The 15,185-nt window shown below is 32.2% G+C and carries 18 protein-coding genes and 1 pseudogene; 12 read left to right on the top strand and 7 right to left on the bottom strand.

Translation table 11 applies throughout. The features are described 5' to 3' along the window. Positions 1–813 precede the first annotated feature (813 nt). Both AC3EMB_RS16770 and AC3EMB_RS16765 read left to right on the top strand, forming a co-directional pair. Positions 814–1,092, top strand: coding sequence for a hypothetical protein (locus AC3EMB_RS16770; RefSeq protein ID WP_078994393.1), 279 nt, complete (start codon positions 814–816; stop codon positions 1,090–1,092). A 310-nt stretch (positions 1,093–1,402) separates the two neighbouring features. Further along, the gene (locus AC3EMB_RS16765; protein WP_000390469.1) at positions 1,403–1,627 is read left to right on the top strand and encodes a hemolysin XhlA family protein; all 225 of its coding nucleotides are present in this window, start codon (positions 1,403–1,405) and stop codon (positions 1,625–1,627) included. A gap of 43 nt (positions 1,628–1,670) precedes the next feature. Here the strand turns inward: AC3EMB_RS16765 and AC3EMB_RS16760 are convergent, their stop codons facing one another. Next, positions 1,671–2,237, bottom strand: a complete 567-nt coding sequence (locus AC3EMB_RS16760) for a DUF5823 family protein (RefSeq protein ID WP_416474461.1) — start codon at positions 2,235–2,237, stop codon at positions 1,671–1,673. 397 nt (positions 2,238–2,634) lie between these two features. Here AC3EMB_RS16760 and AC3EMB_RS16755 point away from each other — a divergent pair, with 397 nt between their 5' ends. The 3 genes from AC3EMB_RS16755 (at position 2,635) to aiiA (ending at position 6,916) form a co-directional block, all read left to right on the top strand. Continuing rightward, complete coding sequence (locus tag AC3EMB_RS16755) at positions 2,635–3,834, top strand: multidrug effflux MFS transporter (RefSeq protein ID WP_488517162.1); 1,200 nt, start codon at positions 2,635–2,637, stop codon at positions 3,832–3,834. 536 nt (positions 3,835–4,370) lie between these two features. Then, positions 4,371–5,762 (top strand): amino acid permease, encoded by a 1,392-nt coding sequence (locus AC3EMB_RS16750; RefSeq protein ID WP_001284410.1) that lies wholly within the window; start codon positions 4,371–4,373, stop codon positions 5,760–5,762. A 401-nt stretch (positions 5,763–6,163) separates the two neighbouring features. Next, positions 6,164–6,916, top strand: coding sequence for a quorum-quenching N-acyl homoserine lactonase AiiA (gene aiiA, locus AC3EMB_RS16745; RefSeq protein ID WP_488517161.1), 753 nt, complete (start codon positions 6,164–6,166; stop codon positions 6,914–6,916). A gap of 40 nt (positions 6,917–6,956) precedes the next feature. Here the strand turns inward: aiiA and AC3EMB_RS16740 are convergent, their stop codons facing one another. The 3 genes from AC3EMB_RS16740 to AC3EMB_RS16730 form a co-directional block, all read right to left on the bottom strand. Next, positions 6,957–7,451, bottom strand: a complete 495-nt coding sequence (locus tag AC3EMB_RS16740) for a hypothetical protein (RefSeq protein WP_098127940.1) — start codon at positions 7,449–7,451, stop codon at positions 6,957–6,959. Between the two features lie 89 nt (positions 7,452–7,540). Next, positions 7,541–8,005, bottom strand: a complete 465-nt coding sequence (locus AC3EMB_RS16735; protein ID WP_000965811.1) for a DMT family transporter — start codon at positions 8,003–8,005, stop codon at positions 7,541–7,543. 13 nt (positions 8,006–8,018) lie between these two features. Next, a complete protein-coding gene (locus tag AC3EMB_RS16730; RefSeq protein ID WP_071739345.1) occupies positions 8,019–8,465 on the bottom strand; it encodes a DMT family transporter in 447 nt (148 codons plus the stop codon). 108 nt (positions 8,466–8,573) lie between these two features. Between AC3EMB_RS16730 and AC3EMB_RS16725 the strand changes: the two genes are divergently transcribed. The 4 genes from AC3EMB_RS16725 (at position 8,574) to AC3EMB_RS16710 (ending at position 11,729) form a co-directional block, all read left to right on the top strand. Next, positions 8,574–9,266 carry a cyclic nucleotide-binding domain-containing protein gene (locus AC3EMB_RS16725; RefSeq protein ID WP_071739346.1) on the top strand — a complete coding sequence of 231 codons (693 nt, stop codon included), beginning with the start codon at positions 8,574–8,576 and terminating at the stop codon, positions 9,264–9,266. Positions 9,267–9,287: 21 nt separating this feature from the next. After that, positions 9,288–10,019 (top strand): metallophosphoesterase family protein, encoded by a 732-nt coding sequence (locus AC3EMB_RS16720; protein WP_029442897.1) that lies wholly within the window; start codon positions 9,288–9,290, stop codon positions 10,017–10,019. Between the two features lie 137 nt (positions 10,020–10,156). Continuing rightward, the gene (locus AC3EMB_RS16715; protein ID WP_098127942.1) at positions 10,157–11,200 is read left to right on the top strand and encodes a flavin-containing monooxygenase; all 1,044 of its coding nucleotides are present in this window, start codon (positions 10,157–10,159) and stop codon (positions 11,198–11,200) included. A gap of 280 nt (positions 11,201–11,480) precedes the next feature. After that, positions 11,481–11,729: a hypothetical protein gene (locus AC3EMB_RS16710; protein WP_000666948.1), complete on the top strand. Its 249-nt coding sequence runs from the start codon at positions 11,481–11,483 to the stop codon at positions 11,727–11,729. A gap of 36 nt (positions 11,730–11,765) precedes the next feature. On the opposite strand, the gene AC3EMB_RS16705 is transcribed toward AC3EMB_RS16710, so the two are convergent. Together AC3EMB_RS16705 and AC3EMB_RS16700 are read right to left on the bottom strand one after the other, a co-directional pair. Beyond that, positions 11,766–12,803 (bottom strand): serine hydrolase domain-containing protein, encoded by a 1,038-nt coding sequence (locus tag AC3EMB_RS16705; RefSeq protein ID WP_488517160.1) that lies wholly within the window; start codon positions 12,801–12,803, stop codon positions 11,766–11,768. Between the two features lie 99 nt (positions 12,804–12,902). Next, positions 12,903–13,097, bottom strand: a complete 195-nt coding sequence (locus tag AC3EMB_RS16700) for a hypothetical protein (RefSeq protein WP_000819660.1) — start codon at positions 13,095–13,097, stop codon at positions 12,903–12,905. A gap of 133 nt (positions 13,098–13,230) precedes the next feature. On the opposite strand from AC3EMB_RS16700, the gene AC3EMB_RS16695 reads away from it, so the two are divergent. Then, the gene (locus tag AC3EMB_RS16695) at positions 13,231–13,512 is read left to right on the top strand and encodes a hypothetical protein (RefSeq protein WP_000397721.1); all 282 of its coding nucleotides are present in this window, start codon (positions 13,231–13,233) and stop codon (positions 13,510–13,512) included. A 29-nt stretch (positions 13,513–13,541) separates the two neighbouring features. Here AC3EMB_RS16695 and AC3EMB_RS16690 read toward each other — a convergent pair whose 3' ends face one another. Further along, positions 13,542–13,832, bottom strand: a complete 291-nt coding sequence (locus AC3EMB_RS16690; protein ID WP_000171772.1) for a DUF3784 domain-containing protein — start codon at positions 13,830–13,832, stop codon at positions 13,542–13,544. A gap of 92 nt (positions 13,833–13,924) precedes the next feature. Here AC3EMB_RS16690 and AC3EMB_RS16685 point away from each other — a divergent pair. Together AC3EMB_RS16685 and bla2 are read left to right on the top strand one after the other, a co-directional pair. Then, a pseudogene (locus tag AC3EMB_RS16685) lies at positions 13,925–14,005 on the top strand (GH25 family lysozyme); the annotation flags it as partial. Positions 14,006–14,141: 136 nt separating this feature from the next. Continuing rightward, positions 14,142–14,915: a BcII family subclass B1 metallo-beta-lactamase gene (gene bla2, locus AC3EMB_RS16680; RefSeq protein WP_095690445.1), complete on the top strand. Its 774-nt coding sequence runs from the start codon at positions 14,142–14,144 to the stop codon at positions 14,913–14,915. Positions 14,916–15,185 lie beyond the last annotated feature (270 nt).

The following is a 15,185-nucleotide window of genomic DNA, read 5'->3' as shown; positions in this document are numbered from 1 at the left end:
TGCTATTTTTCTTTAGTGTACTTTTTGATACAGTTATGGACGAAAATATTAATTTGGTCAATTTTATCATTAGATTGAATATTTGGTAAAGAGCTCTCGAACAGAGCGAGTACGGATGCTGAAAAATTAAAATAAACATGCAGTATTATTTGTAGGGTAAGGAACAAGGGGGGGAGAGAAGCATAACGAAAACTACTACTCTAGTTAAATAGGAAAAAGCCTTGCAGGGGGGCAAGGCTTTAAACAGGGTATTAAAAATTATTGATTTATTAAGAATAACTTCTTCTTGTGAATAAACTAATTTTAGCATGATAACTCATATGTATGTGTTACGAATTTGTGAATAAAAACTCAATGATAAAAGTATGAGTGAAAGGAAATAATGTATTTGAAATATGTATTATTACAGAAAGTTCAGTTGAAATAGTGAGGAAAATAAAAAAGTGCAATGAGCAAAATGATTAAGAGACGAATTATACGAAAGGTCAGTGGAACGCCTAATATTTAATTTGTTTCACTATAATATTAATTCCGATGCTACAAAATTCAAGAGATGACTTATCAATATAAAAACAAAAAGTTCTCAGAATCTACGGCTTTAAAATCAAAAAAATTTAATCATTGGCATAAGGGAATTTTATATTGCTTGGTCGAAGAAGGAGATTTGTATATTTAATTTCTTTTTGCATTTAATTCTTTAGAACTGATTTTTAATAATGTATATAAGAAGCGTATATTTTGAATTATTTAATAGAATAATATATATTTATATTGATTTAATGATTTTAGTTTGTTAAAAATGGGGAAATCGATATGAAGGTTAAATTTGCCGTAATAAAAGATGAGAATTTTGATTGTAGTTTATTGGAAACAAAATTATTGAAAACTTTTAAAGAAGTAGATTGTGAAGCAGATATTGTAAAGGTTGAGGATGAAATTTTTGAAAACAATGATGTACAAACGCATTTATCAGAAATAACCATTCATGTTACTGGAAAAAATATCGGATATAGATCTGTTTCAGCCAGTATATTTATTGTTCTAGAGAGTTTATCAATACAGCTATTTCATATTCATATTAGTATACTTTAAACAGTTCAAAAAGTGGATTTATATTGCGTTGTAAATATGAAAATGGTGATGAAAACAATAGAAATTATCGTATGTGCTCCCGAATGTTGGATTGCACTTTGTTTGTTGTTAAATAAGCAAGGGGTCCCTTTTTAAATTTTAATGTATCTTAACGCTAATTTATAAATAGAAGAATGGAAACATGTGAGTAATTCAATTAGATTGTACAAATAATTTGGTACGCGGATATACGCAATGTATTCACAGGTAAGAGGGTTGTCTCATAATATATATAGATTTTTCTATTAAGATGAACAGAGGGTGTGAATATATGGAAGATGTTTACGCTAAAATTGACAGTCTCAAGGCGGAGCAAAAAGAAATGATGAGAGACATTCGAAATTTAGAAACGCGTACTACTATTAATGAGAAAGATATAGCAACAATCAATAAGCAATTAGAAAAAATAAGTACAAACACTACTTGGATTTTGCGAATTATTATTAGTGCGATAATAATGTCAGTTTTAGGATTGATATTAAAAGGGATGATTTAAAAGAAAGAGGGGAGCTCCCTCTTTCTTTTATGTAAATGAGAAACTATAAATTTTCCGTTTCCTTTTCGTCTGCATACTTATCCTCTAAGGAAATTAATAGAGGGATTGATATAGTTACAAGAATGATTAAAGTGGTGATAAAAGATTTAGAAAGAGAAAAAGAACCTTCAATTAAAGGTAATAAAAACTTGAATGAAAGTATACTTGTTATGAAGGAAATTACTAAAAAGCTCAAAAGAGATATATTTTTATTCTTTATAGATGTCTCTATAAAGTCTTTAACACAGGTTATTACGACAAATATAGTTAATATGATAATAGAAACAAAATAATGTGTTAAATTCGTCATACTAATAGTAGGATCGTCTATTATGTAAGCAAGTAACTTAGATACTAATATTCCTCCAAACAATAAAATAATAAAAGCAAGTAATCCTTCCGATATATAAGTGCTTAAATTGTCTTTCTTGTTAAAGAGTTTATAGTTTAGAGTAGATTGGGTTATTTGAATTAGGAATAGGGTAATAATCCATACATAATATACAAATGGTAATTCTCCTGAGAATAGAGAAATTAGAAAGTTTACTACTGTCCTTAAAATTTCAATCATTACGAAAGTCCTCCTACTTGTTCAGCTTTATGATATTAGGAATATATGAGTCTATCATTTTATAATTAGGTTTATAGATTCAAACTATTTCTAATTATTCCATAATAAGGTGGTTATATCAAGTAGTTATCTTCTATGGTGTGTATTAGTTGTTCACTAATATAAAAAGAAAATTTGAACGTTAATACTAGAAAAATAAAAGTAATATGTAATATAATTGGAAAAGTATATTTAAAAATCGATGTTAATATTACCCTCCTATAAGTATTAACATACGTAATTGAGGTGTTTTCTTTGTTGTTTTATGACCGGATTTCTATAATGGCCCCTCCTGTTCCGTAGCTTAGGAAAGTCTTTTTACTTCTGAGATTTTCAAAGTTATAGGAGGGTATGAAAAATGAAAAAAGTCTCAGTACCATCACTTTTGTTAATGATTGTTCTTGTCGCATTTCCGCAAATTAGTGAAACGATTTACACACCGTCTTTACCGGACATTTCAAAGGCGTTACATGTAAGTAATAATGAGGTGCAGTTAACGCTTAGTGTGTATTTTGCTGGATTTTCTTTAGGTGTATTTTTTATTGGATGGCTATCAGATATAATTGGCCGTCGCCCAGCAATGTTATTTGGAATTGTAATATATGGCGCTGGGAGTTTCTTATGCTATATTGCAAATTCCATTGAAGTTTTATTGGTAAGTCGTTTTATTCAAGCGTTTGGAGCAAGTGCAGGATCCGTGGTTACACAAACGATTCTTCGGGAAAGTGTAGAAGGGCATAAGCGGCATGTTATGTTTGCTCAAATCTCGGCAGTCATTGCTTTTACACCAGCGATAGGACCTTTAATTGGTGGTTTTCTTGATCAAATGTTTGGATTTAAAATAGTATTTTTAAGTTTAGTAGTTATGAGTGTCGGAATTTTTCTGTATACATTAGTTTCTCTTCCCGAAACTAAGATGGGTTCAGTAACGAATAAAATAAATGTGTTTTCAGTCTTGAAGAGGCTAATTACAAATCCGAAAGTAGTAACATATGGGCTATTAATTGGAGGAGCAAATGGTGTTTTATTTAGCTATTATGCAGAAGCGCCGTTTATCTTTATTGAATACTTTCAATTATCGCCTAGTATGTATGGATTTTTAGGAATTGTTGTAGCGTCTGCTTCTATTGTTGGAGCGAAAGTTTCGAAACGTTTACTTGCTACTTATAAACCAGAGAAAATTATATATATCGGTTGTCTCGTAATGACAGGAGGAGCTATCCTTTTATCTGTTATTACGTTTGTGGAATCAAATCCGAATGTAATATATATGGTTGTATTTTTAATAGCGATGTTTATATTGCTATTAGGAATTGGAGTAGCGTTACCTAATTGTTTAAGTTTAGCGTTAGTAGATTTTCAAGATGTCATTGGTACAGCCGGAGCATTGTTTAGCTTAGGATACTATGTAATTGTAACGATGACAATTTTGGGGATGAGTCAGCTGCATACGGGCTCGTTACTGGTGATGCCACTTTATTTTCTGGCTATAGTAGTTATCATGATGGTGTTTACTAAAGTATTTATTCTAGGTAAACAAACTTCAAAAATGATTTAAATATGAAATGGTAAAAGGGTCTCATTTTTAAATGAGGCTCTTTTATATTTTGGCTGGGGTAAAGAAGTTAGTAGTTTATTAATATATTAAATTTCTCATTGGTATATAAATCGAATGTGTGGGAAATTACGTTATCAACTATAAAGGTTGAAGTATTTGACATATGAAACCGAGGAAGAAATGCTCTCCTCTGTTATTTATATTGTAATAATATACATGCCGGAATCATATTGAATAGATGTATTTTATTGTTAATTTAGTTAAAAATTAATCAGACTTATGTATAATAATTTATTGAAAAAATAATTGAATTTTTCAGATTAATGAATTAATATAAGGTAAGTAATTTTAAGATTTATAGAATATTGGAAGATGAAAGGTTTTGAGAATTTTATTAGGAGCGCAAAACGATTTTAGGATAGCTTTAAAGCTAGTGTAAAATGACGTTTGCTTCATCATTTTCAGGGCCGAAAGGAATTAGGGGAAAGCATCTTGTTTTAAATGCGGCTATGAATCATCTAAGAGGGGGAAGTGAAGTGGCAAACAAAGAATTGAAAAGAGGTTTAGAAGCACGTCATATTCAAATGATTGCTTTAGGCGGAACGATTGGTGTTGGTTTGTTTATGGGGTCAGCCAGCACAATTAAATGGACAGGTCCGTCAGTAATGCTTGCTTATGCAATTGCAGGTATTTTCATCTTCTTCATCATGCGTGCCATGGGAGAAATGTTGTATATGGAGCCAAGTACAGGCTCATTTGCGACGTTCGGTCATAAGTATATTCATCCGCTAGCTGGTTATATGACAGCTTGGAGTAACTGGTTCCAGTGGGTTATTGTTGGGATGTCAGAAATTATCGCGGTTGGAGCGTATATGCAATATTGGTTCCCGGACTTACCAGCTTGGATACCAGGTATAATCGCAATGGTCATTCTTGGCGCAGCTAACTTAATTTCTGTTAAGTCATTTGGTGAATTTGAATTTTGGTTTGCGATGATTAAAATCGTTACGATTCTATTAATGATTATTGCGGGATTTGGTCTTATTTTCTTCGGAATTGGTAACGGCGGAGAAGCGATTGGCATATCTAATCTTTGGTCAAATGGCGGTTTCTTTACAGGTGGTTTTTCAGGATTCTTCTTTGCATTATCACTTGTAGTTGGAGCGTATCAAGGTGTGGAATTAATCGGAATTACTGCTGGCGAAGCGAAAAATCCGAAGAAGACACTTACAAGAGCGATTCAAAGTACAATTTGGCGTATTTTAATATTCTATATTGGTGCTATTTTTGTTATTGTAACTGTATATCCGTGGGATCAATTAAGTACAATTGGTAGCCCGTTCGTAGCGACTTTTGCGAAAGTTGGTATTACGGCAGCAGCTGGACTTATTAACTTCGTTGTAATTACAGCGGCAATGTCTGGTTGTAATAGTGGTATTTATAGTGCTGGACGTATGCTTTATACGTTAGGTGTAAATGGACAAGCACCGAAATATTTCACGAAACTTTCTGGAAATGGTGTACCTTTATTCGGTACAGTTGGCGTAATTATCGGTCTGGCGGTTGGTGTTGTTTTAAGTTACATCGCACCGAAAAATTTATTCGTATATGTATATAGCGCGAGTGTACTCCCTGGTATGGTACCATGGTTTGTCATTTTAATTAGTCAAATTAATTTTAGAAAAGAAAAGGGAGCAGAGATGAAAGATCATCCGTTCAAAATGCCATTTGCTCCTGTAACAAACTATTTAACGATTGCCTTTTTAATTATGGTATTAATCGGAATGTGGTTTAACGATGATACTCGTATTTCATTAGTTGTAGGTATTATTTTCTTAGCTATCGTTACAATTAGTTTCTATGCTTTTGGAATAGGAAAGCGAGCTCCGTTAGACGTTCAAAATAATAAAGAGATTTCAAGTAAATAAAGAAAAGGCTGTTCATCTGGAACAGCCTTTTCTTATTGTTGTTATTTGTCGATAAATCAATATACCTTGTCGAATCGTTGATATAATTTGATTTGTGATAGATATATTTGAAAAATCGTTGATATATTGTACGTTATGATAGATATATTCGAAAAATCGTTAATATAATTTTACATACTATCTGTCACTATCATGATTAAAATTTCTCTAATACGATTTTTCCAATGGTGTGCCCGCTTTCAAGTAGTGCATGTGCTTTCTTTAAGTTTTCAGCGTTAATCGGTGTTAATGTTTCATTTTTATGTAAGCTGTACTGATAGTCTAGAAGGAGTTTATTTCTAAAAAGAAGAATTTTTTACTGTATTACTTTATCCAAAACTAAATGTAAAGGTGGATACATAATGACAGTAAAGAAACTTTATTTCATCCCAGCAGGTCGTTGTATGTTAGATCATTCTTCTGTTAATAGTACACTCGCGCCGGGGAATTTATTGAACTTACCTGTATGGTGTTATCTTTTGGAGACGGAAGAAGGTCCTATTTTAGTAGACACAGGTATGCCAGAAAGTGCAGTTAATAATGAAGGGCTTTTTAACGGTACATTTGTTGAAGGACAGATTTTACCGAAAATGACTGAAGAAGATAGAATCGTGAATATATTAAAGCGTGTAGGGTATGAGCCGGACGACCTTTTATATATTATTAGTTCTCACTTACATTTTGATCATGCAGGAGGAAACGGTGTTTTTACAAATACACCGATTATTGTGCAGCGAAAGGAATATGAGGCAGCACTTCATAGAGAAGAATATATGAAAGAATGTATATTACCGCATTTGAACTACAAAATTATTGAAGGGGATTATGAAGTGGTACCAGGTGTTCAATTATTGTATACGCCAGGTCATTCTCCAGGCCATCAGTCGTTATTCATTGAGACGGAGCAATCCGGTTCAGTTTTATTAACAATTGATGCATCGTACACGAAAGAAAATTTTGAAGATGAAGTGCCGTTCGCGGGATTTGATTCGGAATTAGCTTTATCTTCAATTAAACGTTTAAAAGAAGTTGTGATGAAAGAGAAGCCAATTATTTTCTTTGGTCATGATATAGAACAGGAAAAGGGATGTAAAGTGTTCCCTGAATATATATAATGCAAAAAGTCATGAGCTTACGTGCTCATGACTTTTTCGTTTAAATAATTTTTTTGAATAAGTTATAAACCTTTTTTGAGCTATCTTCATTTAATTGATAGTACTTGAGGTTTACATCATCAGGAGTATCTTGCTGAGCAATCATCACTTCGCTGCTGTGATGATCAACTACCCATATGAAATATTTTTTATAAGTTCCATCCTCGAAAGTAATCCACATATCACAATCTATTAAGTCTGATCCTTCTTCATCTAATGTTAATTTACCTTTTTTTGCGGTATTCATACTGTTAATAAACGTTTTTAATTCATCTGTTTTTGTGAGAAAGATATCCTGTTTTGTTTTAATTGATTCTACATGTATATCTTTTATTTCCTGTTTTCCTAAAAAAACAGGGGGCTCATTTGGATCTCGCGAGCTTGAAATAATAGTAGCTTTCTTTTTCGGTTTATTTGCAGTATAGAGATCTTGAATAGATTTTCCCGAGTTTATAAACCATGCAATTCCAGAAATAATTAATACGCTACCTAGCAATAAAATAATTTTTTTAATAGGATTTTCTCCTCTCTATTACTTCGTGTGAAGAGCTTTTCTATTAATATATGATAGGTAAGCGTAAAGTATTATAGTTGAACTTGGTTATGCTTCACAGTTTTTATCGGACGATCTATGAGTAAATTGTAAGTGAGCCCAATTAATACGAAAATGCCACCGATAACTTTACCAATTGAGAGTTCATTTGTCAGGAAGAAATCAATAATAGTCCCCGCAAATAATTGTCCGATAAAGATGAGTAATGTTAAATAAAAGGCTGATATTTTAGGAGTAATATAGTTGGATAATGAAATAACGATAACGCCTACTAATCCGCCTAAGTATACGGCGATAGGAATAGATTGCAACTTATGAATAGGGATATACAATGAATCTGAACTGAAAATTAAAAATAACATAGAGAAAAATAATCCAGTAATATAATTGAAAAACGTGCCTTCCCAGTTTCCAATTTCCTTTGCTAAATTCGCGTTAATAATTCTAGCAACGACGATAGAAACACCAGCTAAAATAGCGATCGTAATATATAACATATTTTTGCCCCCATTAATATATTGTCATGATAATAATCCCAGAAGAGATGAATGCTAATCCAACTAGTTTTTTCTTTTCAAACTTTGCAACTTTCATTCCTAATAAACCGAAATGATCAATAACTATGGAAGCAATGGATTGACCGAGTAAACTTAATGCGATCGTAATAGAAGCACCAAGGACGGAGAAACTTATATTGTTAAAAAGAACAGTGAATACTCCAATCGCTCCAGCGCTATATAAAAAAAGTGGAATACTTTTATCGAAACGAATTTTGTTTTTGTTTATGATTAAAATGAAGATAACTGCAATTAAACCGACAAGGTGAATGACCACGCTTGCTGTGTACTTGCCAATTAACTCAGATAAAATCCCATTCAGTGGAAGCATAACGGCGATGAGCACACCAATAAAGACAGAAAGAAAGTTATACAATGTAATATCCCCTTTGTAATTCATATTTGTAATGACTGTATCATGCTGAAATTGTGTATTGTTATGACATATGTCATAGTGGAAGAAGAAAATTTTGATTACAATGGGGATGAGTTGTAAAGGTGGGGGACTATGAAGAAAATATGTAATTCAATTAAATTAGCAGAGTATATAAAGCAAAATAACATTGATTCATTTTTTACTAATAATATGAAACCATATATGGAGCTTATATTTTTTAAAAAGAATGAGTTTATTTGTAGAGAAAATGAAGAGATAGATTATTTATATTTCTTTGTTGAAGGAAAAGCGAAAGCGTTTAACACATTAAGTAACGGAAAATCGGTATTATTATGTTTTTACGATAGTTTGCAGTTACTTGGAGATGTGGAGTTAATTCATTCTCAAAGAATCACTTCAAACGTACAAGTGATGGCAGATTCGTATTGTGTGGGGTTACCTTTAGGAAAAGTGAGAAATAAGCTATTTCATGATGCGAAATTTTTAAGATGTATTTGCGGATCATTAGCACATAAATTAAACCGACTTTCCAAAAACAGTACAATTAATTTATTGTATCCACTTGAAAATAGACTGGCGAGTTACATGTTAGCAGCAGGGGAACGAGCAGTTCAGCATGAAAATAGAATTGTGTTTAGTGGGAATTTAACGGAAATAGCGGAATTGTTAGGAACGAGTTATCGGCATTTATTACGTACTTTGAATCTCTTTTGTGATAAAAATATAATCAAGAAAAACAATGGTTGTTTTGAAGTAGTGAATGTAGAAGTTTTGAGGGAATTGGCTGCGGATGTTTATAAATAATATATTAAAGTAGGGATTAAGATGAAAATAGCTATAATTTCAGATATCCACGGAAATAGTCACGCTTTAAAATCGGTATTAAAAGATATTACACGTCGCAAGGTCGAAATGATAATAAATTTAGGAGATAGTGTGTATGGGCCGTTAGATCCTTTAGGGACAATGGAAATATTAATGAATAGCGAGATGATACATATTAAAGGCAATTGTGATCGCATGCTTTGGGAACCTATACAAGAGCAATCTACTACACTAACTTTTGTTCAAAATCAATTAACAAATTATCATATAGGTTGGTTAAAACAACATCCTTCACAATTTATTGTAGACGATATGTTATGTTGTCACGGTACGCCGACTTCGGATGAGGTGTATTTATTAGAAGAGATGGACGAAAATGGTGCAATATTAAAGAATGAAAAAAATATAATGGATCAACTCCAAAATATAGAACAAAAAATAATAGTGTGTGGACATACGCATATTCCTAGAGTTGTCTATTTAGCGAACGGAAAGATCATTATAAATCCAGGAAGTGTAGGACTTCCAGCATACAAAGATGAGTTACCTGTTATGCATAAAATGGAATCAGGAACTCCGCATGCAAAATATGTAGTGATAGAAAAGGTTTTGGGAGAATGGACAATTGAACAAATTTCAGTTCCTTATAATTGGGAAGAATCTGCTGAATTGGCTGTTCAACAAGAAAGATATGACTGGGCACAGGCGCTAAAGACTGGGAAGATAGAATGAAGGGGAGTTTACTTTATGGTAAACTGCTCTTTTTTATTTTGAGTAGATATTGAATTATATAAAAATAAAATGTTATGATTATGGAAACGTATGAATATATGAACAAGTATTCATATGTAAGAGAAGGAGGGATTAGAATGAAAGACCTAATTATTATTGGAGCGGGTCAAGCTGGATTAACAATGGGACATTACTTGAAGCAAGAAGGGTATAATTTTTTATTACTTGAGGCAGGAAAACGAGTTGGTGATTCATGGAGAAATCGATATGATTCTTTGCAGCTTTTTACCCCAAGGTCCTACAGTAGCTTGCCGGGTATGGCGTTAATAGGTGAAAAAAATGAATTTCCATATAAAGATGAAATTGCAACTTATTTAGAAGAATATGCAAGACATTTTCAATTACCGGTACAATTACAAACGGAAGTTCTAAAAATAAAGAAAGAAAAAGAAATAGTTGAATTACATACTCCTACAGAAATTTTACAAACGAAAAAAGTTATTATCGCATCAGGTGCTTTTCAGCAACCGTTTATTCCCTCAGTTTCAGCAAATCTATCATCACATATTTTTCAAATACATTCATCACAATATAAATCACCATCACAAATTCCTAAGGGAAAAGTACTAGTAGTAGGTGGTGGGAATTCAGGAATGCAAATTGCAGTAGAACTGGCAAAGACTCATGAAGTTACGGTGTCTATTAGTCATCCTTTAACGTTTTTACCGTTACAACTTTTTGGAAAAAGTATTTTTAATCTGCTAGAAAAAGTGGGTTTATTGTACGCTGAAATAAATACAAAGAGGGGAAGATGGTTTCAGAAGAGAAAGGACCCTATTTTCGGTTTTGAAGGTAAGAAACTTATTCGTAATGGAGCAATCAAACTGCAAGAAAAAGTAGTAAGTGCATCAGGAAATAACATTATGTTTCAGAATGGTGATACTTATAGTGCAGAAAGCATTATATGGTCAACTGGTTTTGTTCAAAATTATAATTGGATTGAAATTGAACAGGCAGTGAATGAGAAAGGATTTCCTAATCATATAAAGGGAATCAGTCCAGTAAAAGGATTGTATTATATCGGTTTACCATGGCAATCTCAAAGGGGTTCTGCACTTATTTGTGGTGTAGGAAAGGATGCAGAGTATGTACTTTCTGAAATCAAAAAAATAGATCAGTAGCAATAACTACTGATCATCCATATGTACATGAATTAGGAGAGGTCAAACATTTATTAACTTTATTATAATAGATTTTCATAGAATTAAAAACTGAAAATTCAAATTTAATGTTGAGAAAGTTTTTTGTATCGAAATATATGAAAAAATAGGGATTTTTATTAAAACAGAAAAAGATATTTCTATTTTAGTAAATTATGATATAGTCTAAATAAGCGTGTTTTTCCATAAATGTAATTATTTTCATTGTAATTTTGTTTATATGAGGGAAGGAGAAGTAATTATGAAGTTTGATGATCAACGCTTACTAGGAGTCCGATTAGGTTCTGTACTTGTGACAGAGGAAAATCAATATTTAGTAATTAAGAAAAAAGATCATTATGCACTGTTAAATATACATAATTTAGAATGCACTCATGTTGAAGTGCAGTTAGAACATTTGGAAGAAATGTTGCGGGAAGATTTCCAAGAAAGTATAACGGAGATTATCGCACCAGAACATATAAAAATTGTTGCGAAAAATGTTATATAGATAAAGAAGCTGGAAGGAACAGCTTCTTTATTTTCATTATAAGGATAACGTTTTTACAACCTCACCAATGATCCCTTCCATTTGATGAACACCTAAATCGGAATTAGTCATAATAACAGCACCATTCCCGCAGTATGGATAACAAACCATCATACATTGAAATCCAACGCCCCATCCGAGTGAATAAATCTGTAATTCTTCATTAGAATCATCTAGAAAAACACCTAATCCAGTCCATTTTGAGCAACCTTGAGGAGAAATCATGTCTATTACTAATTTTTGAGAAAGTTTTAGTTTGCCCTTTCCTTGTAAGGAATGAATGATTTCAATAACTAAAGCTGATAAGTCAGTTGGTGTTGTCCAAATACCTGAAGCAGCTGCGAATGGATAAAATGGATACTTCTCATTTGTTACAGTTCTATCTTTATTATGTCCGCAAGCAAAAACATCGGTTTTATCTATGTCTTTTGGAGAAAAAAGTGTACTATTTTTCATTTGTAATGGCTGGAAGATGTGTTCTTCTAATAACTGACTAAATGATCTTCCTGTAATATCTTCTAGTAGTAGTTCGATTATACAAAAGTTTGCGTCTGAGTAGTGAAATTCACTTTCTGGTTTATAAGTTACTTCAATAGGTACGGAGCAATATGATGTTTTACCGGCAAGGAGTTCAGACATGTTTGGTTGCCCTTGTGCAAGTGTATAATGCTCAAAACTATTAGGAGGATCAATGATTCCAGATTGGTGACTTAATAAGTTCCGCAACGTAACTTTTTTCTGTGAAGTAAATAAATTGGTAGGAATATTCCAAGATGTGAGTTTATCATTTACGTCTTCGTCTAAATGCAAGATTTCTTGATCTGATAACATTAGTACGAGCATTGTAGTGATGAATTTGCTGATAGAACAAGAATTAAAGAGAGAATTTGTAGTAACAGCTCTAGTTGTTCCAGCTTCAAGTGTTCCAAAGGCAGTCGCTTCATCTAGTTTGCCATTACATATAACAGCGAGGCTTAAACCTGCAACGGAATATTGGTTCATTTTCTCGTAGATATTGCTACTTTTTAAGTTCATGGTGACTCCTTTCTTTAAAGACAGAATAGTATTTTTATTATACAGTAGTAAAAAAAGAAAATACTTCGTCATTCACCAATGAAGTGTTTTCTTTTTTAGTTAGTTTGAAGTGAACTTTTGAAAAAATTTGTCTCGGTACATGTACATAACCCATGAGATTGTTATTAAAGAAATGATGATTTGTTTGTTTTTAATTGGTGCATTGAAAACAAGCCAACCAACTATATCAAATAACAAATGTAGCACGATTGAAAGAACTACAAATTGAAGTAACGTATTTAAAAATCTTTTCATAAAGTGTCCCCCTAAAATAATAGGTTTTATTAACAGATTGATATAGTGATATTATACATTAAATGTTTATTGTGGTAAAATTTACACAAGTTAGTGGGATAAAGCAAATGAAAGTTAGTAAGGGGGAACATTCATGGAATTCTGGATGGTTATACTGATAGTAGCCTTTGGTTTCATTTATATCGCTGAAAAATTAACTACAATTGAAAAGAAAAATGATGCGCGTTTAAAGAGAATTGAAGATAGATTACAATTAATTACGAAAGAAATGGGAATTATAGAAAGAGAACCTGAAATTAATAAAGAACTACGCCAGCTTGTAGAAGAAGGCAAAAAAATTACAGCAGTTAAGAGAGTAAGAGAAGCTTTTGGTTTTTCCTTACTAGAAGCGAAGCAATATGTTGATAAATTATAAAAAAGATCATCCATTTGGGTGATCTTTTTTCACTGCACCATGCGTGTATTTACATAAGCGGCGATAATAAAGTGTCCAATTATAATGATAGGAATAACGATTGTGACATTAGGAGTAGTGAAGACACTACCGATTGTGGCAATGACACCAGCAATTAAATTATAAAGACCAACTATTTTTGATAACTTCACTTTATCAGGCACGCGGCGTTCGTTGAATCCTGATAAGAGCCAAGTGTATTGTTTTACTCCAATGAAATAAGCTAGTGCAAATGAAATGATTGCTACTATAAATAATGTTGGTGAAGCGAAGAGAGTCATTGCAAACACCTCCGTTAATGGGCTATAAATAAATTATAGTCCGAATGTTATAATTTAACAAAATATAATTTTGGTTTTAAGTGTAATAGAAAAATGGAAAAGAAAAGTATATTGATTTGAATGTATTTTATGGGAATGAGGAAGAGTTTGAGAATTATGGAATGGAAGATTAAGTTTTAAAGCGTACAAAATTTTGTACGCTTTTTTGTTAATTACATAAAAGTATGCAAATGAAGATGGAACAAACATTTGAGATGAATTGTCTAATATAGGTAATAACTATTTAGCTTGAAAGAAAGGGTTGATAACATGAAAAAGAATACGTTGTTAAAAGTAGGATTATGTGTAAGTTTACTAGGAACAACTCAATTTGTTAGCACGATTTCTTCTGTACAAGCATCACAAAAGGTAGAGCAAACAGTAATTAAAAATGAGACGGGAACCATTTCAATATCTCAGTTAAACAAGAATGTATGGGTTCATACGGAGTTAGGTTATTTTAATGGAGAAGCAGTTCCTTCGAACGGTCTAGTTCTTAATACTTCTAAAGGGTTAGTACTTGTTGATTCTTCTTGGGATGATAAATTAACGAAGGAACTAATAGAAATGGTAGAAAAGAAATTTCAGAAGCGCGTAACAGATGTCGTTATTACACATGCGCACGCTGATCGAATTGGCGGAATAAAAACGTTGAAAGAAAGAGGCATTAAAGCGCATAGTACAGCATTAACCGCAGAACTAGCAAAGAACAGTGGATATGAAGAGCCGCTTGGAGATTTACAAACAATTACGAGTTTGAAGTTTGGCAATACAAAAGTAGAAACGTTCTATCCAGGGAAAGGACATACAGAAGATAATATTGTTGTTTGGTTGCCACAATATCAAATTTTAGCTGGAGGCTGTTTAGTAAAATCTGCGGAAGCTAAAGATTTAGGAAATGTTGCGGATGCGTATGTAAATGAATGGTCTACATCGATTGAGAATGTGCTGAAGCGATATGGAAATATAAATTCGGTAGTACCTGGTCATGGAGAAGTAGGAGACAAGGGATTACTTTTACATACATTGGATTTATTAAAATAAGAAATTGTAGAAATACAAAAGAAAGGAGAAATAATTTTCTCCTCTCTTTCTTCTAACTATATTTAAATGCTGAATTTGTCGATTACGTCAGCATATATTACTGAGATTTTAATTCCAAGTATACAAATACTAGTACTGTCATAATTGCAATAACAACGTAAGTAGCATCAAGCATTATAAGTGTTTTTAAAGTTTCAGTCATCGTAATTCACCCCTGTTATAAAAATATAACATGATCTTTTTATTGATTAGATTAGAGATCATAAAGAT

The organism is Bacillus sp. LQ16 (assembly GCF_057784645.1).
Note: the sequence above shows the minus strand (reverse complement) of the source record. Positions and strands in the feature narration are given on the sequence as shown.

Excerpts from the sequence above, each read along its gene's own strand:
- AC3EMB_RS16770 (WP_078994393.1), top strand. The coding sequence starts at position 814 with ATGAAGGTTAAATTTGCCGTAATAAAAGATGAGAATTTTGATTGTAGT.
- AC3EMB_RS16765 (WP_000390469.1), top strand. The coding sequence starts at position 1,403 with ATGGAAGATGTTTACGCTAAAATTGACAGTCTCAAGGCGGAGCAAAAA.
- AC3EMB_RS16760 (WP_416474461.1), bottom strand. The coding sequence starts at position 2,237 with ATGATTGAAATTTTAAGGACAGTAGTAAACTTTCTAATTTCTCTATTC.
- AC3EMB_RS16755 (WP_488517162.1), top strand. The coding sequence starts at position 2,635 with ATGAAAAAAGTCTCAGTACCATCACTTTTGTTAATGATTGTTCTTGTC.
- aiiA (WP_488517161.1), top strand. The coding sequence starts at position 6,164 with ATGACAGTAAAGAAACTTTATTTCATCCCAGCAGGTCGTTGTATGTTA.
- AC3EMB_RS16735 (WP_000965811.1), bottom strand. The coding sequence starts at position 8,005 with ATGTTATATATTACGATCGCTATTTTAGCTGGTGTTTCTATCGTCGTT.
- AC3EMB_RS16730 (WP_071739345.1), bottom strand. The coding sequence starts at position 8,465 with ATGAATTACAAAGGGGATATTACATTGTATAACTTTCTTTCTGTCTTT.
- AC3EMB_RS16725 (WP_071739346.1), top strand. The coding sequence starts at position 8,574 with ATGAAGAAAATATGTAATTCAATTAAATTAGCAGAGTATATAAAGCAA.
- AC3EMB_RS16720 (WP_029442897.1), top strand. The coding sequence starts at position 9,288 with ATGAAAATAGCTATAATTTCAGATATCCACGGAAATAGTCACGCTTTA.
- AC3EMB_RS16715 (WP_098127942.1), top strand. The coding sequence starts at position 10,157 with ATGAAAGACCTAATTATTATTGGAGCGGGTCAAGCTGGATTAACAATG.
- AC3EMB_RS16710 (WP_000666948.1), top strand. The coding sequence starts at position 11,481 with ATGAAGTTTGATGATCAACGCTTACTAGGAGTCCGATTAGGTTCTGTA.
- AC3EMB_RS16705 (WP_488517160.1), bottom strand. The coding sequence starts at position 12,803 with ATGAACTTAAAAAGTAGCAATATCTACGAGAAAATGAACCAATATTCC.
- AC3EMB_RS16700 (WP_000819660.1), bottom strand. The coding sequence starts at position 13,097 with ATGAAAAGATTTTTAAATACGTTACTTCAATTTGTAGTTCTTTCAATC.
- AC3EMB_RS16695 (WP_000397721.1), top strand. The coding sequence starts at position 13,231 with ATGGAATTCTGGATGGTTATACTGATAGTAGCCTTTGGTTTCATTTAT.
- AC3EMB_RS16690 (WP_000171772.1), bottom strand. The coding sequence starts at position 13,832 with ATGACTCTCTTCGCTTCACCAACATTATTTATAGTAGCAATCATTTCA.
- bla2 (WP_095690445.1), top strand. The coding sequence starts at position 14,142 with ATGAAAAAGAATACGTTGTTAAAAGTAGGATTATGTGTAAGTTTACTA.